Source organism: Gardnerella vaginalis ATCC 14018 = JCM 11026 (genome assembly GCF_001042655.1).
Classification (GTDB): Bacteria; Actinomycetota; Actinomycetes; order Actinomycetales; family Bifidobacteriaceae; genus Bifidobacterium; species Bifidobacterium vaginale.
Map to the genome: position 1 here is coordinate 448,176 of NZ_AP012332.1, position 23,820 is coordinate 471,995.

Here is a 23,820-nt window from a genome sequence, read left to right on the forward strand (position 1 = left end):
TTTTTTAACTGTTTATGCATAAAAATTTACATATTTATGTTTTTTTTATTTTCCTCAATGCTAGGCTTGTGAAAAATATTTTATAAGTATTTCATTGAAGGAGAGCGTATTTATGAAGTTCAAAAGAGCATCATATTTAACTCGCTTAGCTGCATTAGGAGTTGCTACAGCAACCCTTATCGTGCCGCTTTCCGGATTAACTACAGCATACGCAGAAACTGTATCAAACGTAAATGTTAATAAAAAATCTGATAAAACCACAATTTCTGGTGCAAATAAATTGCTCAGCAAAGCTGCTGATTCAGGTCATGTGCCTACAGAAGCAGAAATTAAAAGAGCTATTAAAGATTTTGCTGAAAATAAAAAGAATGAAGGTACGGAAGAATCTTATAAAGGTTCATTGCTTGAAAAAGCTATAGAAGATTATAAAAAAGCGTATAAAAACGAATTTGACTTTAATTCTAAAGAAGAAGTAAATGTTGTAGTTACTCTTAAAGGTAAAGGTGGCATTGGAAAAAGTGTTGCTTCAGAACGTAAGAATCAACAAAATAAACTTCTCCCTCAATGGTGCAAAAAATATAAGATGAAGGTTCGCCGTCAGCTTGGATACTTGGTGAATGCATTTGAGGTAACCATGCCTCAGAATATGGTATTAGAACTTAGAAAAGAGCCTGAAATTGAATCTGCTCACAAAGCACGTAAATTCCGGACAATGGAAAACAATGCACGTGTTTTACAAGGTGTAGGTGAGGCTTTTAAAAAGTATAAGCTTGATGGCACTGGTATGCTAGTTTCAATTATTGATACCGGTATTGATATGAATCAGCCAGATATGAAGCTCGATGAATCTGCAAAAGCTCATATAAAAATGAAACCTAAGCCTGGTTTTACAGATAAAGTTCCTGACGGCTATAATTTTGCAGATCAAAACGATAATGTTAGAGATGATATTAGTGAAGAACAGCATGGCATGCATGTAGCTGGTATTGTGGCTGCTAATGGAGATGAGACAGGTAAACCAGCAGACAAGAATTGGCGTGTAGATGGTGTTGCTCCAAACGCACAGCTACTTGCTATGAAAGTGTTCTCGAATGAAGCTAGCAGATCTGGCGGTGCTGATGATGCTGATATTGCTGCTGCTGTTGAAAAATCCGTTGAGCTTGGTGCGGATATTATAAACATGTCGCTTGGTTCTATCAACGGCTTTAGTGGAGCCTCAAATATTACAGGTTTGGCATTAAAGAAAGCTAGAGCTGTTGGTGTGCTTCCAGTTATTTCTGCCGGTAATTCAGGTTTGAATTTTTCGTCTAATGGTGAAATAGATGATGTTTTTGGAAAGTTAGATGATGCGACTCTTGGTACGCCTTCTGCATTCCCTGAAGCTTTCAGTGTTGCTTCTGTTGAAAATTCAGTTATGACAGAGAAAAAAGCAACTTATAAAGTAGATGGTTCCAGTAAAGGTACAGATATACTTTATAGGTTGGCTACAGGCAAACCTGATGGTCAAGAGCGTGAAGTCGTTTCTGTAGGATATGGAAGATCATACGATGATGATTCAGATGATCCTGATATAGATGAGTACGATAGCGTAAATGTTCACGGTAAATATGTATTAGTTGAGCGCGGTAAAATCAATTTTGCTACAAAATTCAAGCATGCTTTTGAAGCTGGTGCCGCAGGTATACTTGTTTACAATAATGATAAAGGTACAGAACAATTCCTTGGTATGGCTGGTATTGAAGGATTTGGCAAAAAATTTGGAGTGTCGATTAGGCGTACTGACGCTTTAAAAATGCTCGATGATCTTAAGCAAAATAAGAAAGTTAAGATTTCTTTCAGCAATGATTATGTAAGCGCTCCAAATCCTGATAGCATGCATCCTTCAGGATTCTCTTCGTGGGGTTCAACGCCAGAGCTCGACTTTAAGCCTAATATCGCTGGTATCGGTGGTAACGTATTTTCTACTCAGAACGGTAAAGGCAATTATGTAAACATGTCGGGTACCTCTATGGCTGCTCCAAATGTTTCAGGTCTTTCTGCACTTATGGTGCAATATTATAAGAATCGTTTTCCTTCTATTAGTAGAGTAGAACGCGCAAAGAGAGCAACTCAAGCGTTGATGAATACTGCGAAGGTTCTTACTGATGATGGTAAAGATACGGGCGTTCCATATGTTCCTCGTCAAATCGGTGCTGGCTTGGCACAAGTTGACAAAGCTATGGATACAAATGTTATTGCTACTGTTAACGGTGAATCTTATGTTCCTCTTCGTGAAGTTAATGGTGAAAGAACTATTAAAGTAGATTTGCACAATTACGGAAGCAAAGATTTAACTTTCAACGTTCCAACTCAACAAGTATTAAATGAATCAAACGAAGCTAATAAAAATACTGTTACAAATATAAGTAAGAATGAGGATTTGACTCCTCAAAATTGCAATGGCAGTATTTTAGTAAAAGCTAATAGTGTTGCAACAGTTGAATTTAAGCTTAAGCCAAACACTAGTAGGAATCACTATATTGAGGGTTATATTCGATTTGAATCAAAAGATTCTAATCAACCAAACATCTCAGTTCCATATCTAGGTTTCGTTGGAGATTGGAATAAAGAGCCAATTCTTGTTGATCCTAGTAAGGAGTATTCTTCAGATATTAAAGCAAGTACAACTCTTGTTTCTGCGGTAAGTAATACTAATAAAGTAAAGGTGAATCGTGAGGGTGAAGCTACTAAATTAGGTTCATTCTCTCCTAACAAAGATAAGCTTTTAGACACTATCATTCCATCTGTAATGATGTTCCGTAGTGCTGAAGAAGTCAGATATTCTATATATGACAGTAAGGGCAACCTTGTTAAAGATTTAGGTTATGACAATTATCTTAGCCGTAGTGATTACAGGAGCCTTAAAGGAAATGCTCATGGTAATGAGAGTTCTACTGGTGAATGGGATGGTAGTGAATACGATCCTAAAACCGGTAAAGAGGTAATTGCTCCTGATGGAATATATACGTACAAGGTTACAGCAAAATTGTCTAAGAATTCTGATCGTTCACAAACCTACACTATGAAGGTTGGTCTTGATACCAAAGCTCCTAAGATTAAGGTTTCTGACCGTGACTCTAATGGTGATGTGATTATTACTGTCACTGACGATTTGAGCGAAACTTATGTGCCTGATATTCATATAAATGGCAAATGGTCTGCAGTTAGAAATGTAGATAAAACATGCCAGGAAAAAGATGACAAGGGTGCTTGTAAGTTAAACTTTGATCCTTCTAATCCTGCGACAAAGCATACTTATAAAGTTCATATTGGGTCTGATGCTAAATTCCTTTATGTCTCAACTAAGGATTCTGCTGAAAATAAAAGTGGTTATGTTTATAAGATTTTTAAGGATTCTAAGGATTCTAAAGATGTTGTTATAAATGGAGCCTCTAAGCTTGCAAGTAAGACTATGGCCATTAGATTCATGTCTAAATTCGATGGTGACAATAATCTTTATCTTCCTATCGGCGGTTATGCTTCCGATGATGTGAAAGATATTAAAGTTTCGGTTACCTATAAAGATAATGGGAATAAGACTGTAACTGTTGATGATGAGCATAAGAAATTCTTCAAAGATAAGTCAGCTTTTGCCGCCTATGTTCCTCTTTAGAACGGTGTTAATCATATTGTTGTTACAGGTTTAAACAATGAACGTAAGCCAATTGGTAATGATGAAGTTGATGTAACTTTCAATGCTCATGCTCCAAATATAACAGTAACCAATTTGAACAAAAATAATAATCTCGATGTTCTTAAAAACGGTGAGGTTACTATTAAGGGCAAAGTTACTGATGATAAAGGTGACAAGCTTTCGATGCATTTGGATTATGTTAAGACAGCGCAAACTCCTGATGGTGGTGTTTCCGTTGGTAGCGGTTCTTCTTCTGGAGAATTTGTAGATCCTGATGATGTAAAGCTTAATGATGACGGTTCATTCGAAGTTACTATTAAACCTGATGCTACTGCTTATACAGTTACTTTAACTGCATCTGATGGTGCGAATGATTCTTCTAAAGTGTTTGCTTTAGAAGGTCGTACGAAGCCAGTAGATAAGTTTGATAGTGAAGTTCATAGGATATTCAGCAAGGATTATGACTTTGAAATAGATAAGGAATCCGCAAATAAGTTTGAAGGAATTAACACTTATATAATTCAACCAAAATTGAAAGACGGTAAGCCAAATCCTAATATAAGTGGTAATTCCTTTACAGTAACAGGTAAAGTTGGACCTAAGATTTCAAACATAGTGTTCACGCCTTCTGCTGAAATAGTTGACGGTCATATGAAATTGAAAGATCCTATTGTTGCTGTAATTAAAGATGGTCGTTTTTCTGTGACGCTTCCTATGCGTGTTGGAATAAATGATTTCCGTATGCAACTTAAAGAAAAAGTTAAGAAAGAAGGGTCAACAGAGGAATTAGAGAGAAGCTTCCTTGATACTAAGGCAAGATTCTACTTTGACGTAAATCCAGCTAAGGCTGTGTTTAACGAACCTATTGTTTACGGTAATACATTGTTCACCAATAAAGATTCTGTGGACTTCAAGGGTTCTATGAGCCAGGATTGCTTTGGGTATTCTCTGTTTATAAACGGAAGTATAGTTAGTGAATTCTTCTCAACAGATGGTGGTGGTGAAAAGGTAAACAAGTCATTGTTTAACAAGAATTTTGCTGTAAAAGATAAGGATATTATTCATGTAGAAGTGAATAATACAACTGCTTCATCTTTGGAAACCTTCATACCTGTAGTTGTTGATAAGAAGGATCCTGAAGTTAATATTGGTGTGGAAAGCAATGAAACTATTAGTGATAATAGATCCATCAAGGTGAAGGTCAAGGATAATAATCTTCAACTTGCAAAAGTATATGTTGATGGAAAAGTTGTCGCTTCTGCTAAAAATAATCTAGTTAAGAAGAATATAGAAGATATTCTTGTAGATTCTGATAATAGTAAAGATAATGCTGCTGTTGTTGCTAGCAAGCCGGGTGAGACTGAATTCAGTCTTGATATTCCAACTGCTGATTTAAATAACGGTAGTCATACTATTAGAGTAGAGGCTGTTGATTACGCGGGTAATATTACGACTAATACGAACGCTGATAGTGATACGGTTTCTAAGGTAATTGTGATTGACAGAAAGAAAGATACGCCTCAAGGTCCATCTGAACATTCTGGCTCTTCTAATACTTCTGTAAATCCACCTGCTGAGTCGACTTCAGCGCCTAAGGCTCCTGAATCAATAGCAGATCTAAAACAATCACTTAAAGGTGATCTTGTAGTTGGTAATCGCTTGAATAACGTTGCTCGTGCTGGTAAGAGCAATCCTGTTGTTATGCTGATTGCTGGAATGAATGATTCTGCTGAATCTGGTTCTGAGTCTCCTAATGCTAAAGTTTCTAGTGATACAAGTGCATTCATTAACCAACTTAAGAAGAATAAGTTAGCTTATGCTTATGCTTACATTTATTCTTCGCCTGTGCTATTGCATGGTAAAGATGGATCTAAGTATGTAACGGTAACGTTAGGTGATGATGGGTTGCCTCGCTTCGACGCTAAGATACCAGAAGGATATTCAGGTGAGTATACGATTGTTCTTCTTGATGAAAATGGTTCGCAGATTGCATGGACTAATGTGTGGGTTATTCCAGCTAATGCAACTTCATCTGAAGAAACAATTGCAGAATATAATCAGAAATATTCTGAAAATAATTTCGGAAGTGTTTTGGGAAGTTCTTCAGGATTTGGATTTGATTCATATTACGAGAATTATGAATCTTCTAGCAATGCTGCCAATGATTATTTGAGCTCTGGTTACGCAAATGCTAGTGGATCTGCAAATGCAAGCAATGCTGATGCCAACGGTAGCGGAAGTAAGAACGGAAGCGGATCTAAAGCTAATGGTGCTGCCAATTCTGGTGCAAGCAATTCTGCATCTTCAAAGGAAGCTAATGCAAGTAGCATGCTTTCAAAGTTAAGTGCAACTGGTGTTGGAACAGTTTCCACTCTGGTTACAGTTACTTTGTTGATGCTAATTAGTGCTTTTGCGTTAATTGCTAGCAGATTGCGGAATCGAAGTATTAAATAATTGAATTTTAGATTCTGAAGTTGAATTTTAGATTCTATGATTCTAAATAATTAAGTACTCCTCATGCTTAATCGCATGGGGAGTATTTTATTGTGGGCACTACTGTCGAGAGTTATCGCGTGTTTGTCCCTCTTTGCAGTCAAGCTGTAAACATGACCTCGTCAAATATGATGCCGCAATTATTCCAGGATGATGCTTCGCAAGATATGCCGCAAGATTCGCAGCAGACGATTATGTCGCAGCCGCGCCAAACGTTCGTTCAGTCGCAGCCGCAGCCGCGCCAGCTTCCTCTGAAGGCAGCCGACACGACTGCCGAAAATCCTTGGCCGGTAAGCGTTATAAGCCAAAAGTTCCATGGTGCTGTAGAAAAGTGGCCTGCAGCTTGGGTAGAAGGTCAGATTGTTGAAATCAACATGAGAAGGTCTACGTCTGGCTACATAACGCTCAGAGACAGTAACGAAGACATTTCAATCTCCATAATGGGCTTTAGCAAGTTTGTTCAGCAATCGAAAGATTTGCGGCAGGGCGATAGAGTAGTAGTTCACGGCAAGGCGGATATTTGGGTAAAAGCAACGCGATTGAGCTTTGTTGCAGACGAAATTAGACGTGTTGGCGCTGGCGACTTAAAAGCGCAAATAGATGAGTTGCGCAAAAAGCTTAAAGGCGAAGGCTTGTTTGACGTGGAGAATAAAGTGCCTCTGCCTGAGTTCCCAAAGTGCATTGGTCTAGTGTGTGCGCCTCAAGCTCGCGCCGAGGGGGATGTTATTACAAACGTCAATTTGCGCTGGCCTGTAACGCGTTTTAAGGTGGTTCACGCGCATGTTCAGGGTGTGCAATGCCCAGCGGACGTAATTGCGGCCATTAAGCAGCTAGACGCAGACCCAGAGGTTGATGTGATTATTGTTGCGCGCGGCGGCGGTAGTTTTGAAGATTTGATTGGATTTTCGGACGAAGGCGTGGTTCGCGCTACGGCTGCTTGCGTAACTCCGATTGTTTCTGCGATTGGTCACGAAGACGATTGGACGCTTATTGATTTGGCTGCAGATATGCGAGCCTCTACTCCTACAGATGCAGCAAAGCGCGTTGTTCCAGATGTTAACGAGCAATGGCAGTTGATTGATAACGCTTTGCAACACGCGCGTATGAGGATTTCTGCGCGAGTTAGCAACGAGATTCAGCTTATTGAAGGCTACGCGAATCGTCCTAGCCTTACTAGACCTAGCACTATGCTGGAGCCGCATGAGTTGTTTGTGCAGCAGGCCGTTGAACGCATGAGGCATGGTTTGGTGCGGCTGCTTGACGACGCTAGTTTGACTGTTGAAAAAGCGCATGCCAGTATTACGGCTCTTAGTCCGCAATCAACGCTTAATCGAGGTTACGCAGTTGTGCAAATTAGCGGTGGGAAAGTACTCGATGATTCTAGTCGTGTAAAAACTGGCGATGATATAACTGTTACTCTTAAAAGTGGATTGATTACAGCTAGCGTTACTTCTGTAGAAAAGTCGTAAAGTTGTAAAATCTAAAGCTGTAAAGTCGTAAAATCTAAAAGTCTTAAAAATAAAAACGCAAAAATTTTAAATAAAAAAATCTTAAATAAAAAATTAGAAAAGGATAATTATGAGCGACGAAACAAAAGACGCAGGTGCAAAAGTTGACGCTATTAGCACGCTTAGCAGTGAAGAGCGGGCTGCGATTAACGCAATGCCTTACGAAGAGGCGCGCGAAAAGCTTGTGCAAGCTGTTAAAGCACTTGAGGCTGGCGGTTTGACTTTGGATCAGTCTATGCATCAATGGGAGCTTGGAGAAGCGCTAGCAAAGCGTGCGCAGGGCTTGCTTGCATCGGTTCGCGCTAAGTTGGACGCGGCTCAAGCGGAGCAGTCTGCTACGGCTGCAACTGCTGGAACGCAGTCTAATCTTGAATCTTGAGCAGGTTATAGCGTGTAAACCACGCTATAGTGTATAATTGCCATTTGTTGCCTCGGTAGCTCAGTGGATAGAGCACCACTCTCCTAAAGTGGGTGTCGTCAGTTCGATTCTGATCCGGGGCACTTTTTGCTAATGTTAGGGGATAGTGTTAGATTGTTTCTAACTTAAGCGATGATCCGTTATCGGCGGGGAGTTTTCGGAAGAACGGCGAGGATTCGTAAGATCCTCGCTTATTAGAACCGACGGGGTTGGCCCGTATAGCCAAACACGAGAGGCTGCAAGAGTTGCGTAAGCATCTTGCAGCAAGCGAGGTGGTACCGCGGCAATAACTGTCGTCCTCGCAGGGAAATATTCACCCTGTTGAGCGAGGAGAGCACAGTGAGCGAATCCACTAATCCAGCAACTAGCGCGTGCGCAAATACGTCTGCAAATCACGTATATCCGAAAGCAAATGTAACTGCATCAACGCAAGAAAACGCCGGCGCGCAAGTTGCACCAAATCCTTCCTTCCCAAAGCTTGAAGAATCAGTTCTCCAATACTGGGATGCAAACAACACTTTCCGCAAGTCAATCGAATACCGCCCGTCTGGCAAAGGTAGCCAAAACGAGTTTGTGTTCTTCGATGGCCCTCCATTCGCAAACGGTCTTCCTCACTACGGCCACCTTCTCACAGGCTATGCAAAAGACGTGGTTCCGCGCTATCAGACTATGCGCGGCCGCAAAGTAAACCGCGTTTTTGGTTGGGACACTCACGGACTTCCAGCAGAGTTGGAAGCGCAGAAGGAACTCGGCATCGAGTCGGTTGAGCAAATCGAAAAAATGGGCATCGCGAAGTTCAACGATGCTTGCCGTGCCAGCGTTTTGAAGTACACGAACGAGTGGCAAAACTACGTACATCGTCAGGCTCGCTGGGTTGATTTCGAGCGCGGCTACAAGACACTGAACATTCCATATATGGAATCCGTAATGTGGGCATTTAAGCAGCTTTACGATAAGGGCTTGGCTTACAAGGGTTACCGCGTGCTTCCGTACTGCCCGAAGGACCAAACTCCACTTAGTGCCCACGAGCTTCGCATGGATGCGGATGTGTACCAGAATCGTCAGGACACTACCGTTTCCGTGGCTGTTAAGCTTCGCGACGAAGACGATGCTTACGCAGTATTCTGGACCACTACTCCTTGGACAGTTCCAACAAACTTCGCAATCGTAGTTGGTGCAGATATTGATTACGTGGAAGTTCGCCCAACTGAAGGCAAGTTTGCTGGCAAAAAGTTCTACATTGGTAAGCCTTTGCTTGGTTCCTACACTAAGGAACTTGGCGAAAACTATGAGGTTGTGCGCGAGCTTAAGGGCGCTGAGATGGCTGGCTGGCGCTACTATCCAGTGTTCCCTTACTTTGCAAGCGATTCTGCGCTCGCTGAGGGTGGCACTCCTGGTCCTAACGCTTTTACGATTTTCACAGCAGATTATGTTGACACCGCTGAAGGTACTGGCCTCGTTCACCAGGCTCCTTACGGCGAAGACGATATGAACACGCTTAACGCGCACGAGATTCGCAGCGTTGACGTGCTTGACGCAGGCTGCAAGTTTACAAGCGATTGCCCAGATTACGAAGGCTTGTACGTTTTTGACGCGAACTTGCCAATTTTGCGCAACTTGCGTGCAGGAGACGGTCCGCTTGCTCAAATGCCGGAAGATCAGCGCGCGTTGCTATTCCAAGAAAAAAGCTACGTGCACAGCTATCCTCACTGCTGGCGTTGTGCAACTCCGCTTATTTATAAGCCTGTTTCTAGCTGGTTTGTGTCTGTTACGAAGATTAAGAAGCGCTTGCTTGAGCTTAATCAGGAGATTAATTGGATTCCTGGAAACGTTAAGGACGGCCAGTTTGGTAAGTGGCTTTCTAACGCTCGTGATTGGTCTATTAGCCGTAACCGATTCTGGGGCTCGCCAATTCCAGTGTGGGTGAGTGACGATCCAAAGTATCCTCGCGTAGACGTTTACGGTTCGTTGGATGAGCTTAAGGCTGATTTTGGCGACTATCCTCGCGACGACGACGGCAATGTGAATATGCACCGCCCATATATTGATCGCCTTACTCGTCCAAATCCAGACGATCCTACTGGAAAGTCGCAAATGCACCGTATTACGGATGTTCTCGACTGCTGGTTTGAGTCTGGTTCTATGCCTTTCGCGCAATTCCATTATCCTTTTGAAAATAAAGACTTCTTCGAAGAGCACTTCCCATGCGATTACATCGTTGAATATATTGGTCAGACTCGTGGATGGTTCTACACGCTTCACATTATGGCTACGGCTCTGTTCGACCGTCCAGCTTTTAAGAATGTGATTTGCCACGGCATTGTGCTTGGCTCCGACGGTCAGAAGATGAGTAAGCATTTGCGCAATTATCCGGATGTGAACGGTGTTTTCAACGAGTATGGTTCAGATGCTATGCGTTGGTTCCTTATGTCTTCGCCAATTTTGCGCGGTGGCAATTTGATTGTGACTGCAGACGGCATTAGGGATACGGTTCGTCAAGTTATGCTTCCAGTTTGGAGCTCATATTACTTCTTCACTTTGTATGCGAACGCTGCAAACGGTGGTAAGGGTTACGATGCTCGCAGGCTTCGCGCGGACGAGGTTGCAGGACTTTGCAACATGGATCGTTATTTGCTTGCTCGCACGCGTTTGCTTGTTGAGCGCGTAGAAAAATGCTTGAACGAGTTTGCAATTAGCGATGCTTGCGCGGCAGTAAGCGATTTTATTGACGTGCTTACGAATTGGTATATTCGCGGCAGCCGCGACCGATTCTGGAATGAAGACGAGACTGCTTTCAACACGCTTTACACTGTGTTGGAAGTGTTTATGCGCACGATTGCTCCTCTTGCTCCTATGGAAGCAGAGGCTGTGTGGCGTGGTCTTACTGGCGGCGAATCCGTGCATTTGGCTGATTGGCCTTATTTGGTTGAGCCGCAAATGCTTTCAGATGGCGAGAAGAACCCTAAGGCTGGCGAAGTCACTGAGCTTGGTGCTGTTCTTGCGCACGACGATGCTTTGGTTGCTGCTATGGATAAGGTTCGCGAGGTTGTGTCTTCTACGCTTTCTTTGCGCAAGGCGGAACAGTTGCGTGTGCGCCAGCCGTTGGCAAACTTGACTGTTGTTGCAGAAAATACTGCTGCTGTAGAGCCTTACGAGCAGGTGCTTGAGCGCGAGCTTAACGTGAAGAATGTCACATTCTGCACTTTGCAAGATGCAAGCGAACACGGTTTGAAGATTGTTCACGAGCTTAAGGTTAACGCTCGCGCGGCTGGCCCTCGTTTGGGTAAGCAAGTGCAGTTTGCTATTAAGGCTTCTAAGAGTGGCGATTGGCGTGTTAACGAGTCTGGCGCTCCTGTTGTTATGACTCCAAACGGCGAAGTTGCGCTTGAACAAGGCGAGTATGAGCTTATAAATCGCGTTGAGTCTTCGGATGCTCAAGCGGCTGCGAATACGGCTTCTTCTGCAATGCCAACTGGCGGTTTCGTTATGCTCGACACTGCTTTGACTAGCGATTTGCTTGCTGAAGGTTACGCTCGCGACGCTATTCGCGCTGTTCAGGATGCTCGTAAGGAGAACGGTTTGGATGTTACAGACCGAATCGCTTTGACTTTGAATGTGCCTAGCGTGGACGTTGCTAAAGTTGAGCAGTTCCGTGATTTGATTGCTAACGAAACTCTTGCTACAAGCTTAGAAGTTACTGAGGCTGATTCTAGCGCAACTGAGCTTAGCGTAAGTCTTAAGCGCGCGTAAAAAACACAACTAACAGCTAATTAACTAAACAAAAAACGTGCCGTTGTATGATTCATACGTCGGCACGTTTTGTTTGTCTTCGGATTTCGCATAAGTGTAGGCGAAATCGGGGTCGCGATACGCTCTAAGCGAAAAGTGAAGCAATGCGACACTCTGATTTTCTACACTTCCATACCTTCATATAAATTCGTTATGACAATAATACAAATTTATTCATGTTTGTATTTGTTAGTTTTATAGAAAAATTGCAATACGAAAGTGCAGGTAACGAAATGAGTGGCGATGAAAAGGGGCGGTGTATTTTATTCGCGTAGTAAGCGCGACTTATCAAGTGTTACCGCAATTGTTGGAATTGCAATAATATCACTGTTTGTTTTATTGGCGATTTTTGCCGACCTTTTTACTCTTATTACAGGTAATGATCCATATAGCGAAAATCCCGATGTTTTGTCGGATTCTTCGTTGCCTACAGGCATAGGCGGAATAAGCTCAAAACATTGGTTTGGCGTAACGCCATTGCGCGGAATTGACTTATTTGCAATCATCTCTCACGGCGCAAGAATCTCTCTTGGAATTGGCTTAGCTTCTACTGCAATCTCCGTTGTTTTAGGCGTTGTAATTGGCGTTATTGCTGGTTATTTTGGTGGTTTTGTTGATTTTGCAATTTCTCGCATTATGGACGTGTTCTTTGGGTTTCCGTTCCTAATCTTTGCGATTGCGCTTTCTGCGATTGTGCCTCAAACTTTCCCGCGTCCGCTTCTTTTAACTCTTATAATCGGCTTTTTTGGTTGGCCTAGTATGGCGCGATTGGTTCGCGGCGAAACACTTAGCCTTAAAAATCGCCATTTTGCTGTGGCTTCTAGAGTTATGGGCGCTAGTGCTTTTCATGTTTTGCGCAATCAGATTTTGCCAAACATGCTTCCAATAATCATTGTTAATACAACACTTTCTATACCAGGCCGTATTGCACTTGAAGCGGCACTTTCATTTCTTGGCGTTGGCATGAATCCGCCTTCGCCTTCGTGGGGACGCTCAATATCCGACGCAGTGCAGTGGGCATTGGTAGACCCGTGGTATTTAATATTCCCAGGTTTATCTTTGTCCCTGCTTGCGCTCGGGTTTAATATGCTGGGCGATTGGCTTTCTTCAAAAATGGAGATAGCAGCATGAGCGTTTTTCTTTACATTATTAGGCGCGTTGCAAGCGCTTTGGCTGTTATTGCTGTTATTGCAATGGCAATGTTTTTGATTTTCTTTATGACTCCAACAAATCCTGCTCAGCTTATGTGCGGCAAACCTTGCACGCCTGAGCGTTTAGCACAAGTTTCTGCGTTTATGGGAACTGATTTGCCTTGGTATAGTCAGCTTTTTAACTATTTGCAGGGTATTTTTGTTGGCCGTACTTTTGGCGATTCTGCATCTGCCAGCGCAATTGTTTGCGCGGCTCCTTGCTTAGGATGGTCTTTTGCGCTTAATGAGCCTGTTACTGGTTTGATTTTTAGTCGTTTTCCAGTTACAGCATCAATCGCCATTGGCGCTGCTGTTTTGTGGATGATAATTGGCGTATTTGCAGGCGTTTTGCAAGCTGTTAAGCGTGATTCGTGGATTGACCGCTTAATTGTAGCAATATCTTCGATTGGTATTTCGTCTCCTACCTACTTAATTGGTTTGCTGGCGATTATTGCTTTTGCGGTTTACATTCCCGTTTTTCCTACGGGTGGATATGTTAGCTTCTTTGCTAATCCTTTTGACTGGGCTTGGCATCTGCTACTCGCTTGGATTGTTTTAGCGTTGATAAATGGCGCTTTTTATGCGCGCATTACTCGTTCTACAATGATTAGGGAATTTGGTAAAGATTATGTGCGAACTGCAAGAGCAAAGGGCATGCCCGATTCACATGTTGTAGTAAATCATGCTTTGCGAAATGCGATTTTACCAATATTTACAATGTTTGGTTTAGATCTTGGCGGTCTTCTTGGTGGAGCGGTTATAACTGAGCGTGTGTTCTCTATGCACGGGTTGGGTTCGCTTCTTTTAGACGCTGTTAAGACTTTTGATTTGCAAGTTTTGGTTGGAGTTACGCTGTTTTCGGCCGCTCTTGTAATAATTGCAAATCTTATTGTTGACGTCTGTTATTGTTTGCTTGATCCTAGAGCGGCTAAAGTCGCCCTTTAAAGTGGTGATTAGTGAGCGATTAAAATCGCCAGCAAAATCGCCATTAAGGTTGCAACTAAAGTCGCTACTAAAGTCTTCTTTAAATCACAATAATAAAAATTTTTAATAACTTTATAACTTTATAAAAAATTAAGGAAAAATCATGCAAAATACACAAAATATACAAAATTATTATCAAATCATCAAAAAATTTAATCGCGGTTTTGCTCTAAATACATTAAGAGCAATTGCTGTAATTCTAGTGTTTTCGCTGGTTTATGCATTTTCTGCTTGCGGAACTGCTGTGCAAAGTGGTCAAAACCTACAAAAAAGACTACCAAATGCTTCTGTGCTTAATGGCAATCCAAAAAAGGGCGGAACGCTTACGATTCTAAGCTCTGAATCAAAAATGGATTTTGATCCTGCAAGAAGTCAGGGTTTGCCAATAACTTCTAATAGCCTAGTTTTCCGCGCTTTAACAACGTGGAAAGTAACGCCAAGTGGCAAAACGCGTGTTGTTGCCGATTTAGCAACAGATACGGGAACTGCTTTAGACGGCGGAAAAACTTGGAAGTACACTCTTAAAAAAGGCATTAAATACCAGGATGGAAGCCCAATAACGTCTAAAGATATTAAATATGGTCTTGAGCGTTCTTTTGCAAACTCGCTTACAGGCGGATTCGGTTACCACAAAGCGCTTTTGGAAGGCGCTAAAGACTATGCCGGTCCGTTTAGTGGCAAATCTTTGGATTCGATTGAAACTCCAGACAATCAAACAATCATTTTTAAACTAAATGCTGCTTTTGCTAATTGGCCTTGGGTTGCGTCTTTGGCGGCCTTTGCTCCCGTTCCGTTAAATTCTGGGAATGCGCAGGATTATGGTAAAAGCCCAGTTGCTTCTGGACCGTACAAAATTGTTGAAAACGAAGTTGGCAAGCAAATTGTTATGGTTAGAAACATTAATTGGGATTCCAGCGCGGATTCAATTCGAGCTAATTACCCAGACAAGATAATTTGGAAGTTTGGTGTTGATCCTTCTGTTGCTGCCCAATCTATGATTCAAGGCAATTCTGGCGCAGACAATGCTATTCTTGCAGATTTTGTGCCTCCAGCTCAACGCGCACAAGCTAAAGCAAGCTACAAGTCGAGCAATCTTTTAGTTACAAGCGGTGACGGAGCGTTGGAATATTTGGCCATGAACAATCGCCGTATTAAAGATGTTAAGATCCGAAAGGCGATTCAGTACGCTGTAGATAAGCAGTCGTATCAGCGAGCAAAGGGCGGTGCGGTTGCTGGCGGTTTTGCAACAACGCTTATTACTCCAGGCGTAAGCGAGCGCAAAGTCTATAATCTCTATTCTGCAAATCCGCGTGGGGACGTAGAAAAGGCTAAACAATTATTAAAGGAATCGGGTAAATCTAAACTAAAGTTTAGTCTTATTGCTCGCCCAGATCAGGCGCAAGTGGCATCTTCTATTCAAGCAAGCTTAAAGCGCGTTGGAATTGATGTTTCTATACGAACTGTGGATTCGCAGATTTTTACCGATATGATTACTGGCGATTCTGGCGACTACGATTTAGCTTTGTCTAAATGGCAGCCTGATTTTCCTTCTGCGTATGCAAATATTGGTCCGCTTTTTGACTCTTCGCAAATAGGCGGCGGCAATTGGAATATATCTCGCTACTCGAATCCAAAAGTGGATTCCTTGATTCGTCAAGCTGTTGGCGTTATAGATAAGTCGCGTGCAGATTTGCTTTGGCAGCATGTTGATAAAGAGATTATGCGCGATTCTCCAATCGTTCCGCTTATTTACTCTAAGAACACTTATATTCACGGAAGCAATGTGGAAAACTTCTTTGTTGGGTCTTTCCCGGCTTATCCAAACTATGCGCGAGTTTCGCTTAGAAACTAGAAAAGGATTTAAGAAAATGTTGGAAAATCGCGAAAACCCAGTGCTTAGCGTTAGTAACTTGTCTATTGCGATTGGCAAAAATCAGATTACGCATAACGTATATTTAAACTTATATGCGGGCAAAATTAGTGCGCTGGTTGGCGAATCTGGTTCGGGAAAGTCCTTAACTTCGTTGGCATTAATGGGTCTTCTTCCAGACGATTTTAGTGTTTCTGGCAAAGCGGTTATTAATACAAGCGCTAATGACAGTTTGGATTTACTAAGCAATAATGCTCCGTATTCTTATATTCGTTCGGGGCTTATTTCAATGGTATTCCAAGAGCCATCTACCGCATTTAATCCAGTTATGCGCATTGGCAAGCAAATTGAAGAGTCATTAAAATATCATCCCGAAAAGTTTGGCAAGACGAGCGCTCGCGCTAAAAAATCGCGAGTTCTTGATTCCCTTAGCGAGGTTGGCCTAAAGGATGTAAATCGCGTTTATAGGTCTTATCCGCACGAACTTTCTGGAGGGCAGCTTCAGCGCGCAATGATTGCAATGGCAATTATTAATCAACCTTCTTTGCTTATTGCAGACGAGCCTACAACAGCTTTGGATGTTACAACTCAGCGTAAGATTTTGCAGCTTTTGCGCGATTTAGCTAAAAAGCATAATATTGCGGTTTTGATTATTACGCATAATATGAGCGTTGTTAAGGCTGTTGCAAACACAGTTTATGTTATGAACAGTGGCAGTATTGTTGAAAGTGGGCTAGTTAAAGATGTGTTTTCTAATCCTAAAAACAGCTATACGCGATCTCTTTTAGACTCTATTGTTGATTTTGATATTAGTAATTTAGCTAGCGAATCAACTAGTTCGGAGGCTGGCGATTTTTGCGTAAACATTCAAAATGTTTCTGCTAAATATGATAAGTATTCTAAAATTTTCAACCCTTCTAAATACGCAATAAGTGATTTGAACCTTAATATTTTAAGGGGGAAAACGCATGCGCTGGTTGGCGAATCTGGTGCTGGAAAAACAACGATTGCAAAGCTTATTTCTGGTCAGCTTAAGCCAGAATCTGGCAGCATAAGCATAGAGGGTCTTAATTTATACTCCGATTGCAAAAAACGCGCAAATCGCAAGATTTTAAGCAATATTGGGTTCATTTTCCAAGATTCTGGCTCGGCGCTAAATCCTTTAAAAACTGTAGGTTGGAGCATTGCCGAGCCTCTTATTGTCAATAAAAGTCTTAGCGAAGAAGAGCGCAAAAAGCGCGTGGAGCTTGTTCTTAATCAAGTGCATTTGCCATTAAGCTTAATAAACAGGTTCCCGCACGAGCTTTCTGGCGGTCAAAAACAGCGAGTTGGCATTGCGCGAGCGTTAATAAATCGTCCTTCTTTGATTATTGCAGATGAGCCAACTTCGGCGTTAGATGCAAATCATTGCCTAAAAATCCTAAATCTTTTAAGTAGCTTGCAAAAGCAGTACAACTTTTCGTGCTTGTTTATAACGCATGATTTGGCTTTAGTAAGCCGCATTGCTAGCCAAGTTAGTGTTATAAAAGGCGGAAGGATTGTTGAGCAGGGAAGCGTTAAAGATGTATTGCGTTTACCTAAAAATCCATACACGCGCAGTCTTATTGATGCTGTTTTGCAATGATTATGTTTGTGCTAAAAAGTACCATTGTAAGAGTTTATTAGGAGGTTTTTATGTCTTCGTGCGCTCCAATAGGTGTATTTGACTCTGGGTTAGGTGGTATTTCTGTAGTTCGTGAGCTTCGAGAAGCAATGCCAAATGAGCGCATTATATACTTTGGGGATTCTGCTAATGCTCCATATGGCATAAAAACTCCGCAAGAAGTGCGTGAGCTTAGTTTTAAGATTGTTGAGCATTTTGCAAGTCTTAATGTTAAAGCTATTGTTATTGCTTGCAATACTGCCACTTCTGCTGCTGTTAAAGATTTGCGTGAGCACTATAGTATGCCGATTATTGGCATGGAACCTGCTCTTAAGCTTGCTTGCGATTTAGGTGGCGGCAAGCCTCAGCGCGTGATTGTTGCTGCTACTCCTTTAACGCTTAAAGAGCGCAAGTTTGCGGAACTTATGAATCGTTTTACGCAAGATCACCAAATTTTTTCTAGACCGTGTCCAGATTTGGTAGAAATTGTGGAAAATGGTGATTTAGGCAATAAAAATATTGTTATGAGTGCTTTGCATAAGTATTTTGATTCTTATGATTTAAACAATATTGATTCAGTTGTTTTAGGCTGTACTCATTTTGTGTTTTATAAAAGTTATTTTCGCGAGTTTTTGCCTGATTGCGTGAAGATTGTAGATGGTAATGCTGGCACTATTCATCATCTTAAAAGCGTCTTAGATTCAATGAATCTTCTTGCGGATAAAGATGACGAGGGGAGTGTTTTGCTCACTAACTCCGATTCAAGCGATCGTATTGCTAAGCTATCGCAATCTCTGCTTAATAGTGACTGCTGATTATAACTTTAATTTAAATTGCAGCTTATAAATATGTGATGAAATATGTGATGAATTTAGTTGTATAAGCTTTTGATTCAACTAAATATAGCATGACCGTATTTGCTTAAAATTAATAGCACGATTACGAATATCCATAGTGAGTCTACGATTAAATCGTAGTTAATTCTGTAATACGCGTTTAGAATTTTATTTTTTAATCCAATTCCTTGCGCGCTAACTGTTGCGTGGCTAAGTGACATGAATTGTATAGTAGTGCAAAACATTAGTACTAAGCACCATGGGCAAAGAACTTGTATTACGAACATTGATTGAGAAAACAGCCAATACGCGTACAAGAGTGCGCATAACCCGCCTACCCAACTAAATATCGCTAGCCATTTTGGAAGTTTTACTTTTGCTATTCCAATTACAGCAAGTGTTACAAATACGCTTTCGGCGGCTATTCCAAAGAAGGCGTTAGGGAAGCTTAGTTCGCCAAATCGTATGAATTCTGCTTGCCATGTTTGAGCTACTTTAGAGCATGATATGAGAGTGTTTATATCGCATCCAAGCGCTTTGTGCGGTGTGCGCGCAAGAGCTAAAGTTTCAGAAGATAATATTAGAGATGTTAGAAGGGCTATTGCAGAAGTAACTAGCATAATAGCGTAAACCCAAGTAGCAGAATGTCTCCAGCCTTTTAATGAGTTTGTTTCGTAAAGTGTTTTTTCGTCTACATTGTTTTCCGTTTTAGATAGCTCATTTATATTAGTGAGTTCTGTTTGTGAATTACAGCTATCCATAAGTACTCCTGTAAACGCTAATAATGTAGGGATTAATCGTTTATAAGATAAACGTTACATGCCACAGTTTACGATAATTGTATGACTGTAACTAGCACTAGCGCTGATATTGATTTTTTTGCAAACCCTGATGAGAATAATTCTGGTTGGGATTTGCATTGTCATACCTTTTATTCCGATGGTACAAAGTCGCCAGAAGATTTGGTAAATGAAGCTAAAACTATTGGTCTTAAAGGTGTGGCTATTACAGATCACGATACTACTGCTGGTTGGAGTGATTTTAAAGAAGCTGCTAATATTGCGGATTTTCCAGTTATTTTTGGATCCGAAATCACATCTGTAGAAGGTAATATATCGGTTCATATGCTTGCTTATCGTTATAATCCAAACGACGAGTGCATTATTGAAATGTTTGATTTAACAAGGAAACGTCGTTTAAATCGTACGCGTAAAATGGTGGAGCTTATGTCGCACGATTTTCCGATTACTTGGCAAGATGTTCTTGATCAAGCAGGTAAAGGGAATCTGACTACGATTGGCAGACCACATATTGCAGATGCATTGGTTTCTGCAGGTGTTTTTGAAACAAGATCTCAGGCTTTTGCAGGGCCAGTAGCGCCTCATGGACCTTATTACATTCCTACGCCTTCTCCCAGCGTTGATGAAGTTATTAAAGTTATTAAACATGCTGGGGGAGTGAGCGTTATTGCACATCCTGCGGATTATAGTAGGAATCCTGTTATTCTTTCAGACTCTCAAATTGCTTATTACGCTAGTTTAGGTCTCGATGGTTTAGAAGTGTATCATCGTGGTAATTCTTTAACGCAAAGACAAAGACTATTTGGATTAGCAAAAGACTTGGATTTGCTTGTTACTGGCGGCTCTGATTGGCACGGAAGCGGGAAACCAAATAGTCTTGGTGAAGAAACAACTAGCGACGAAGTAGTGAGTAAAATCCTAAATCGCTAGTTTTGTAATTACAATGCGTTGAAACCAACAGTGTGTGTTGGGGTATCTCCGATTATTGCATAGGCAAAAGAGTTGCTAGGTACAACAATTTTCCTGTTATTTTTATCTGTAATGGTGATTAATTTTTCGTCTTTGATTGCATTGGTTATAATATTCTGCACGTCTTCTTCGCTTTGTTCTGATTCAAAGCTGATAGTGTCGTTTACGTGTTTAACTCCGATTGTTACCTTCATTTTGTTTCCTTTAATACTTTTGATACTTTTAATAATTGGTTTCTTTGATTTTACTTAATATTTAGCATCTAATATTTAGCATTTACGAATTACTCAGTTTGTCTTTAGCATCTTTAATAGCTTGATCTGCATCTTTTAGCATTGGGATAATAATAGTTGCTGGCTTATCTAAATCTTCATTGTTATTTTTGCCAGTATTTTCTACATTGTTATCTTTGCTTTCGATGCTGTTATTGCTCTCAATCTTGCTTTCGATGCTTCCGTCACTATTCTTGTTACTATTATCGGCGTTATTGATAATGCTATTTATAACTTGTGTTTCTAGATTATCAGCAACAGATGTAGTTTTAGTAGCATTCGTATTATCAGACTCTTTGTAAGAATCTTCTTGCGCTTGTGAATTTGAATAGTTCACTTTTGTAGGGTTTTCACTCGTGCTGTCGTTATTGCTGTTTAAAGCAATTGTCTGACTTTTAGCACTTATATTGCTCTCATTTGTGGCATCAGAAGATTCAATAGTATCGTCTTTAACTATATCTCCTACAGTTAGAGAAGACGCAGGATTTGCGCTTGAATTGTTGTTTTGATTAGCATTTGCGTTTCTAGAATTGTTTATACGCGTAAGCTCGTGAGCAAGACGTTCTACTTGTGCTTTAAAGCGCATGATCCCAGTTGTATCCGCACGCTGCAAAGCTTGAACAAAGTCGCCAACCTGCTCCATTTGAAGCCATAGGTTTGCGCGAAGCATAATCATGCTGTCTAATCTGGCTCCTAGCATTCTTCCGTAAGCGCTAAGAAGTGCATTCCTATGCTGTTCATTAAGTTTTGCAAAAATCCACGCTAAATCTCGCGCAGGATCGTTGATTTGCATGCTCTGCCAATTGGTTATTGCAGTAATCGTAGATCCAGAAAATAGAAAATCTCCATCTTTAAAACCGCCGTGAACAGGGCAAGTGTCAAATGCCCACAATCCATCGGTTTCAAGCACTCTGGACCAGTTATCGGTGATTTCAGTAGGAATGTGACCAGCTTGACGTAGCCTTTTAATCCAAGATGTTAATTGTGCGCGAATCTGACCAGTAGTAAAAGTCGGGTAGCCGCCTTTTGTTAAAAATGCTGGGCTTAGTCGGTGAATCGCGCCCATGGCTGTGCCAGCGTTTACGCAATCGTCTGTTGTAAGAAGGCTTAATTCTCTAGCGCTTCCGTTTAAATGCGGGCAAATCAATACTGTTGGATTATTAAAATCTGCCTGTCCAAGTCTTTCGCCATATAAGCTGTTTGAATCAGATTGGTTATTTTCTTGAGCAGATTGTGTAGATTGTGTAGATTGCGCAACTTTTGTATTTTGCGTATTTTGATTGTTCTGGTTTGAAAGAGAGCCAGGAACAAACTTAAGCATTTCTTCGTGTGCAAATCCAAGAGCTGCAAGTCCTTTGGTTTTTTGCAGCACCCATGCTGCTCTCGCTCTGTCGTGTAAGCGTTTTTGCCCTTTTTCCTCGGAGCTTACAAAAATGTCATAAAGGTTACCAGAAACGTCTTGAATAACGGCATGAGATATTCCCGCAGCGGCATCGGTGGCGTTTGCCTGCTCACTTTGGCGGGTTCCGGCGAATTGTACTTCTGGCATGACCGATGAGGCCAGCGCTACCAACTTGAATCTGCTTATCTGTGTCACAGTTCAACAGTAATACAAAGCAGCGAGATATAGTCAAATAACCTTTAACCACATTTGTGTTTTAATCTTTTATTTTTTCTTTGTTTGCTGTAACAATAGAAATATGATTTCTTCTCCAGAGTCATTATTGAATGATTTAGATGATTCACAGCGTGCAGCAGCCATGGCATTAAATGGTCCTGTTCGCATTGTGGCATGCGCTGGTGCTGGTAAAACTCGCACTATTACACGCAGAATAGCGTATGCGTGTGCTAAAGGAGAATGGGATGAAAATCGCGTTTTAGCGGTAACTTTCTCTGTAAAGGCTGCTAAAGAAATGCAAGAACGTCTTAAAAAATTAGGTGTTAATAATGCGACTGTTGCAACTTTTCATTCTGCAGCATTAAAACATTTACGTAAGGTATGGGATTCAGTGTGCTCAGCTCCTTTTCCAAGAATAATGGATAATCCTAAAGAAGTTACAGAGCAAGCATTGATTCATTACACAGATCTTGCAAATATGACGTCTGTGCAAATAAGAGATATTATTTCAGAAATTGATTGGGCGAAAGTTTCGCTTATTGCACCAGATGATTATGCGAAAGCATATGCTTGTGTTCATAGAGAACTCCCTGCGGGCTTAGATGTTAAACAATTCGTAGAAGTTTATAAAGCGTACGAGATTGAAAAAAATACGCGTAATCTTATTGATTTTAACGATTTGCTCCTTTTAACCTGTCATATTTTAAGATCTTTCCCTAATGCTGCTAAACAGATTCGCAGTTTAATAGGTTGGGTTACTGTTGATGAATATCAGGATGTTTCGCCATTGCAACATGAGCTTCTTGTACTATGGTTGGGCGATAACCGCAATATTTGCGTTGTTGGAGATCCTGCACAAACCATCTATTCTTTCGCTGGCGCTAGTAGTTACGATTTACTTGAGTTTCCAAACGAATTTGCACCAATCTACGCGGATATTAGTTTGAATACGGATTACAGGTCTACAGAACGTATTGTTGGTCTTGCTAATCGTGTTCTTTCACAATCTGCGTGTAGGCGTGATTATTTAAAATTAAAATCAAATATTAGGGGTGGCGCTCGCGTTTCCAAAAGTATTTATAATACTGATTACGATGAGGCTCTTTCTGTTGCTCAGCAGATTTCTAAAGCTGTTAAATCGGGGGATGCGCTTCCTACGGATTTTGCTATTCTTACGCGCACTAATGTTCAGCAGAATATGTTTTGTAGAACATTAGGTAGCTTGGGCTTACATTTTTCTGTTAAAAAAGATGCTGGTCTTCAACCTGATGTGCTCGATAATAATATAGATAATACAGAAGTAAGCAATTCCAATTCATCGGTTGCTGGCGACTTATCCTTTGCTGATACAGATAATAAGTTTGTAGATAATGTTTCCGAAAAGAAGCATGTTGATTTAATTAAAAAATCTTTACTTCCTGTAACTATATCTACAATTCACGCGTCTAAAGGTTTGGAATTTAAACACGTTTTTTTGGTTGGCTGTTCTGAAGGTCTTCTTCCTTTTGGATCTTCTGTTAGTAGAAGTGAAGATGAGGATGAAGAAGAACGCAGACTTATGTATGTTGCAATAACAAGAGCGGAAAAAACCTTGCATATTTCTTACGCTCTTTGCAAGGATTATGGAAGTGGTATGCAAAGAACTGTAAGTCATTTCTTAGAATAATTTGTTTAAAATAATTCTAAGAAAATCGCAAGTTTTTCCGCTCTGTTTTATTATTTCTATTCATTTATTATTCACTTATTATTTATTTATTG

Annotated in this window: 15 protein-coding genes and 1 tRNA gene; 13 read left to right on the forward strand and 3 right to left on the reverse strand. The window is 41.0% G+C overall.

Annotated features, from left to right (window positions below; translation table 11 throughout):
* The first annotated feature begins 112 nt into the window (after positions 1-112).
* From GAVG_RS07475 to murI, 11 genes are all read left to right on the forward strand, one after another.
* Positions 113-3,652, forward strand: a complete 3,540-nt coding sequence (locus GAVG_RS07475) for a S8 family serine peptidase (protein ID WP_230846528.1) — start codon at positions 113-115, stop codon at positions 3,650-3,652.
* 114 nt (positions 3,653-3,766) lie between these two features.
* Positions 3,767-6,127 (forward strand): hypothetical protein, encoded by a 2,361-nt coding sequence (locus GAVG_RS07480; RefSeq protein ID WP_230846529.1) that lies wholly within the window; start codon positions 3,767-3,769, stop codon positions 6,125-6,127.
* A 152-nt stretch (positions 6,128-6,279) separates the two neighbouring features.
* A complete protein-coding gene (gene xseA, locus GAVG_RS01690) occupies positions 6,280-7,635 on the forward strand; it encodes an exodeoxyribonuclease VII large subunit (RefSeq protein ID WP_042711320.1) in 1,356 nt (451 codons plus the stop codon).
* Positions 7,636-7,744: 109 nt separating this feature from the next.
* The gene (locus GAVG_RS01695; RefSeq protein WP_004112318.1) at positions 7,745-8,053 is read left to right on the forward strand and encodes an exodeoxyribonuclease VII small subunit; all 309 of its coding nucleotides are present in this window, start codon (positions 7,745-7,747) and stop codon (positions 8,051-8,053) included.
* 49 nt (positions 8,054-8,102) lie between these two features.
* Positions 8,103-8,175: transfer RNA gene (locus tag GAVG_RS01700), tRNA-Arg, on the forward strand.
* Positions 8,176-8,431: 256 nt separating this feature from the next.
* Complete coding sequence (ileS, locus tag GAVG_RS01705) at positions 8,432-11,842, forward strand: mupirocin-resistant isoleucine--tRNA ligase (RefSeq protein WP_009994615.1); 3,411 nt, start codon at positions 8,432-8,434, stop codon at positions 11,840-11,842.
* 282 nt (positions 11,843-12,124) lie between these two features.
* Positions 12,125-13,012 (forward strand): ABC transporter permease, encoded by an 888-nt coding sequence (locus GAVG_RS01710; protein ID WP_004115676.1) that lies wholly within the window; start codon positions 12,125-12,127, stop codon positions 13,010-13,012.
* Positions 13,009-14,016: an ABC transporter permease gene (locus GAVG_RS01715; protein WP_004124746.1), complete on the forward strand. Its 1,008-nt coding sequence runs from the start codon at positions 13,009-13,011 to the stop codon at positions 14,014-14,016. Before GAVG_RS01710 ends, GAVG_RS01715 begins: the two co-directional genes overlap by 4 nt.
* Before the next feature lie 142 nt (positions 14,017-14,158).
* The gene (locus tag GAVG_RS01720) at positions 14,159-15,907 is read left to right on the forward strand and encodes an ABC transporter substrate-binding protein (RefSeq protein WP_009994617.1); all 1,749 of its coding nucleotides are present in this window, start codon (positions 14,159-14,161) and stop codon (positions 15,905-15,907) included.
* A 16-nt stretch (positions 15,908-15,923) separates the two neighbouring features.
* Entirely contained in the window at positions 15,924-17,549 is a 1,626-nt protein-coding gene (locus GAVG_RS01725; RefSeq protein ID WP_009994619.1) for an ATP-binding cassette domain-containing protein, read from the forward strand.
* A gap of 50 nt (positions 17,550-17,599) precedes the next feature.
* A complete protein-coding gene (gene murI / locus GAVG_RS01730) occupies positions 17,600-18,382 on the forward strand; it encodes a glutamate racemase (RefSeq protein WP_004115668.1) in 783 nt (260 codons plus the stop codon).
* A 77-nt stretch (positions 18,383-18,459) separates the two neighbouring features.
* Here the strand turns inward: murI and GAVG_RS01735 are convergent, their stop codons facing one another.
* Positions 18,460-19,164, reverse strand: coding sequence for a vitamin K epoxide reductase family protein (locus GAVG_RS01735; protein ID WP_004112337.1), 705 nt, complete (start codon positions 19,162-19,164; stop codon positions 18,460-18,462).
* 81 nt (positions 19,165-19,245) lie between these two features.
* Here GAVG_RS01735 and GAVG_RS01740 point away from each other — a divergent pair, with 81 nt between their 5' ends.
* On the forward strand, positions 19,246-20,133 hold the full coding sequence (locus GAVG_RS01740; protein ID WP_004116862.1) for a PHP domain-containing protein: 888 nt from the start codon (positions 19,246-19,248) through the stop codon (positions 20,131-20,133).
* An 8-nt stretch (positions 20,134-20,141) separates the two neighbouring features.
* On the opposite strand, the gene GAVG_RS01745 is transcribed toward GAVG_RS01740, so the two are convergent.
* Together GAVG_RS01745 and GAVG_RS01750 are read right to left on the reverse strand one after the other, a co-directional pair.
* Positions 20,142-20,366, reverse strand: coding sequence for a DUF3107 domain-containing protein (locus tag GAVG_RS01745; RefSeq protein ID WP_004112344.1), 225 nt, complete (start codon positions 20,364-20,366; stop codon positions 20,142-20,144).
* Between the two features lie 82 nt (positions 20,367-20,448).
* Complete coding sequence (locus GAVG_RS01750) at positions 20,449-21,993, reverse strand: phosphotransferase (protein ID WP_004112347.1); 1,545 nt, start codon at positions 21,991-21,993, stop codon at positions 20,449-20,451.
* A 151-nt stretch (positions 21,994-22,144) separates the two neighbouring features.
* Between GAVG_RS01750 and GAVG_RS01755 the strand changes: the two genes are divergently transcribed.
* Positions 22,145-23,728: an ATP-dependent helicase gene (locus tag GAVG_RS01755; RefSeq protein ID WP_004112350.1), complete on the forward strand. Its 1,584-nt coding sequence runs from the start codon at positions 22,145-22,147 to the stop codon at positions 23,726-23,728.
* Positions 23,729-23,820 lie beyond the last annotated feature (92 nt).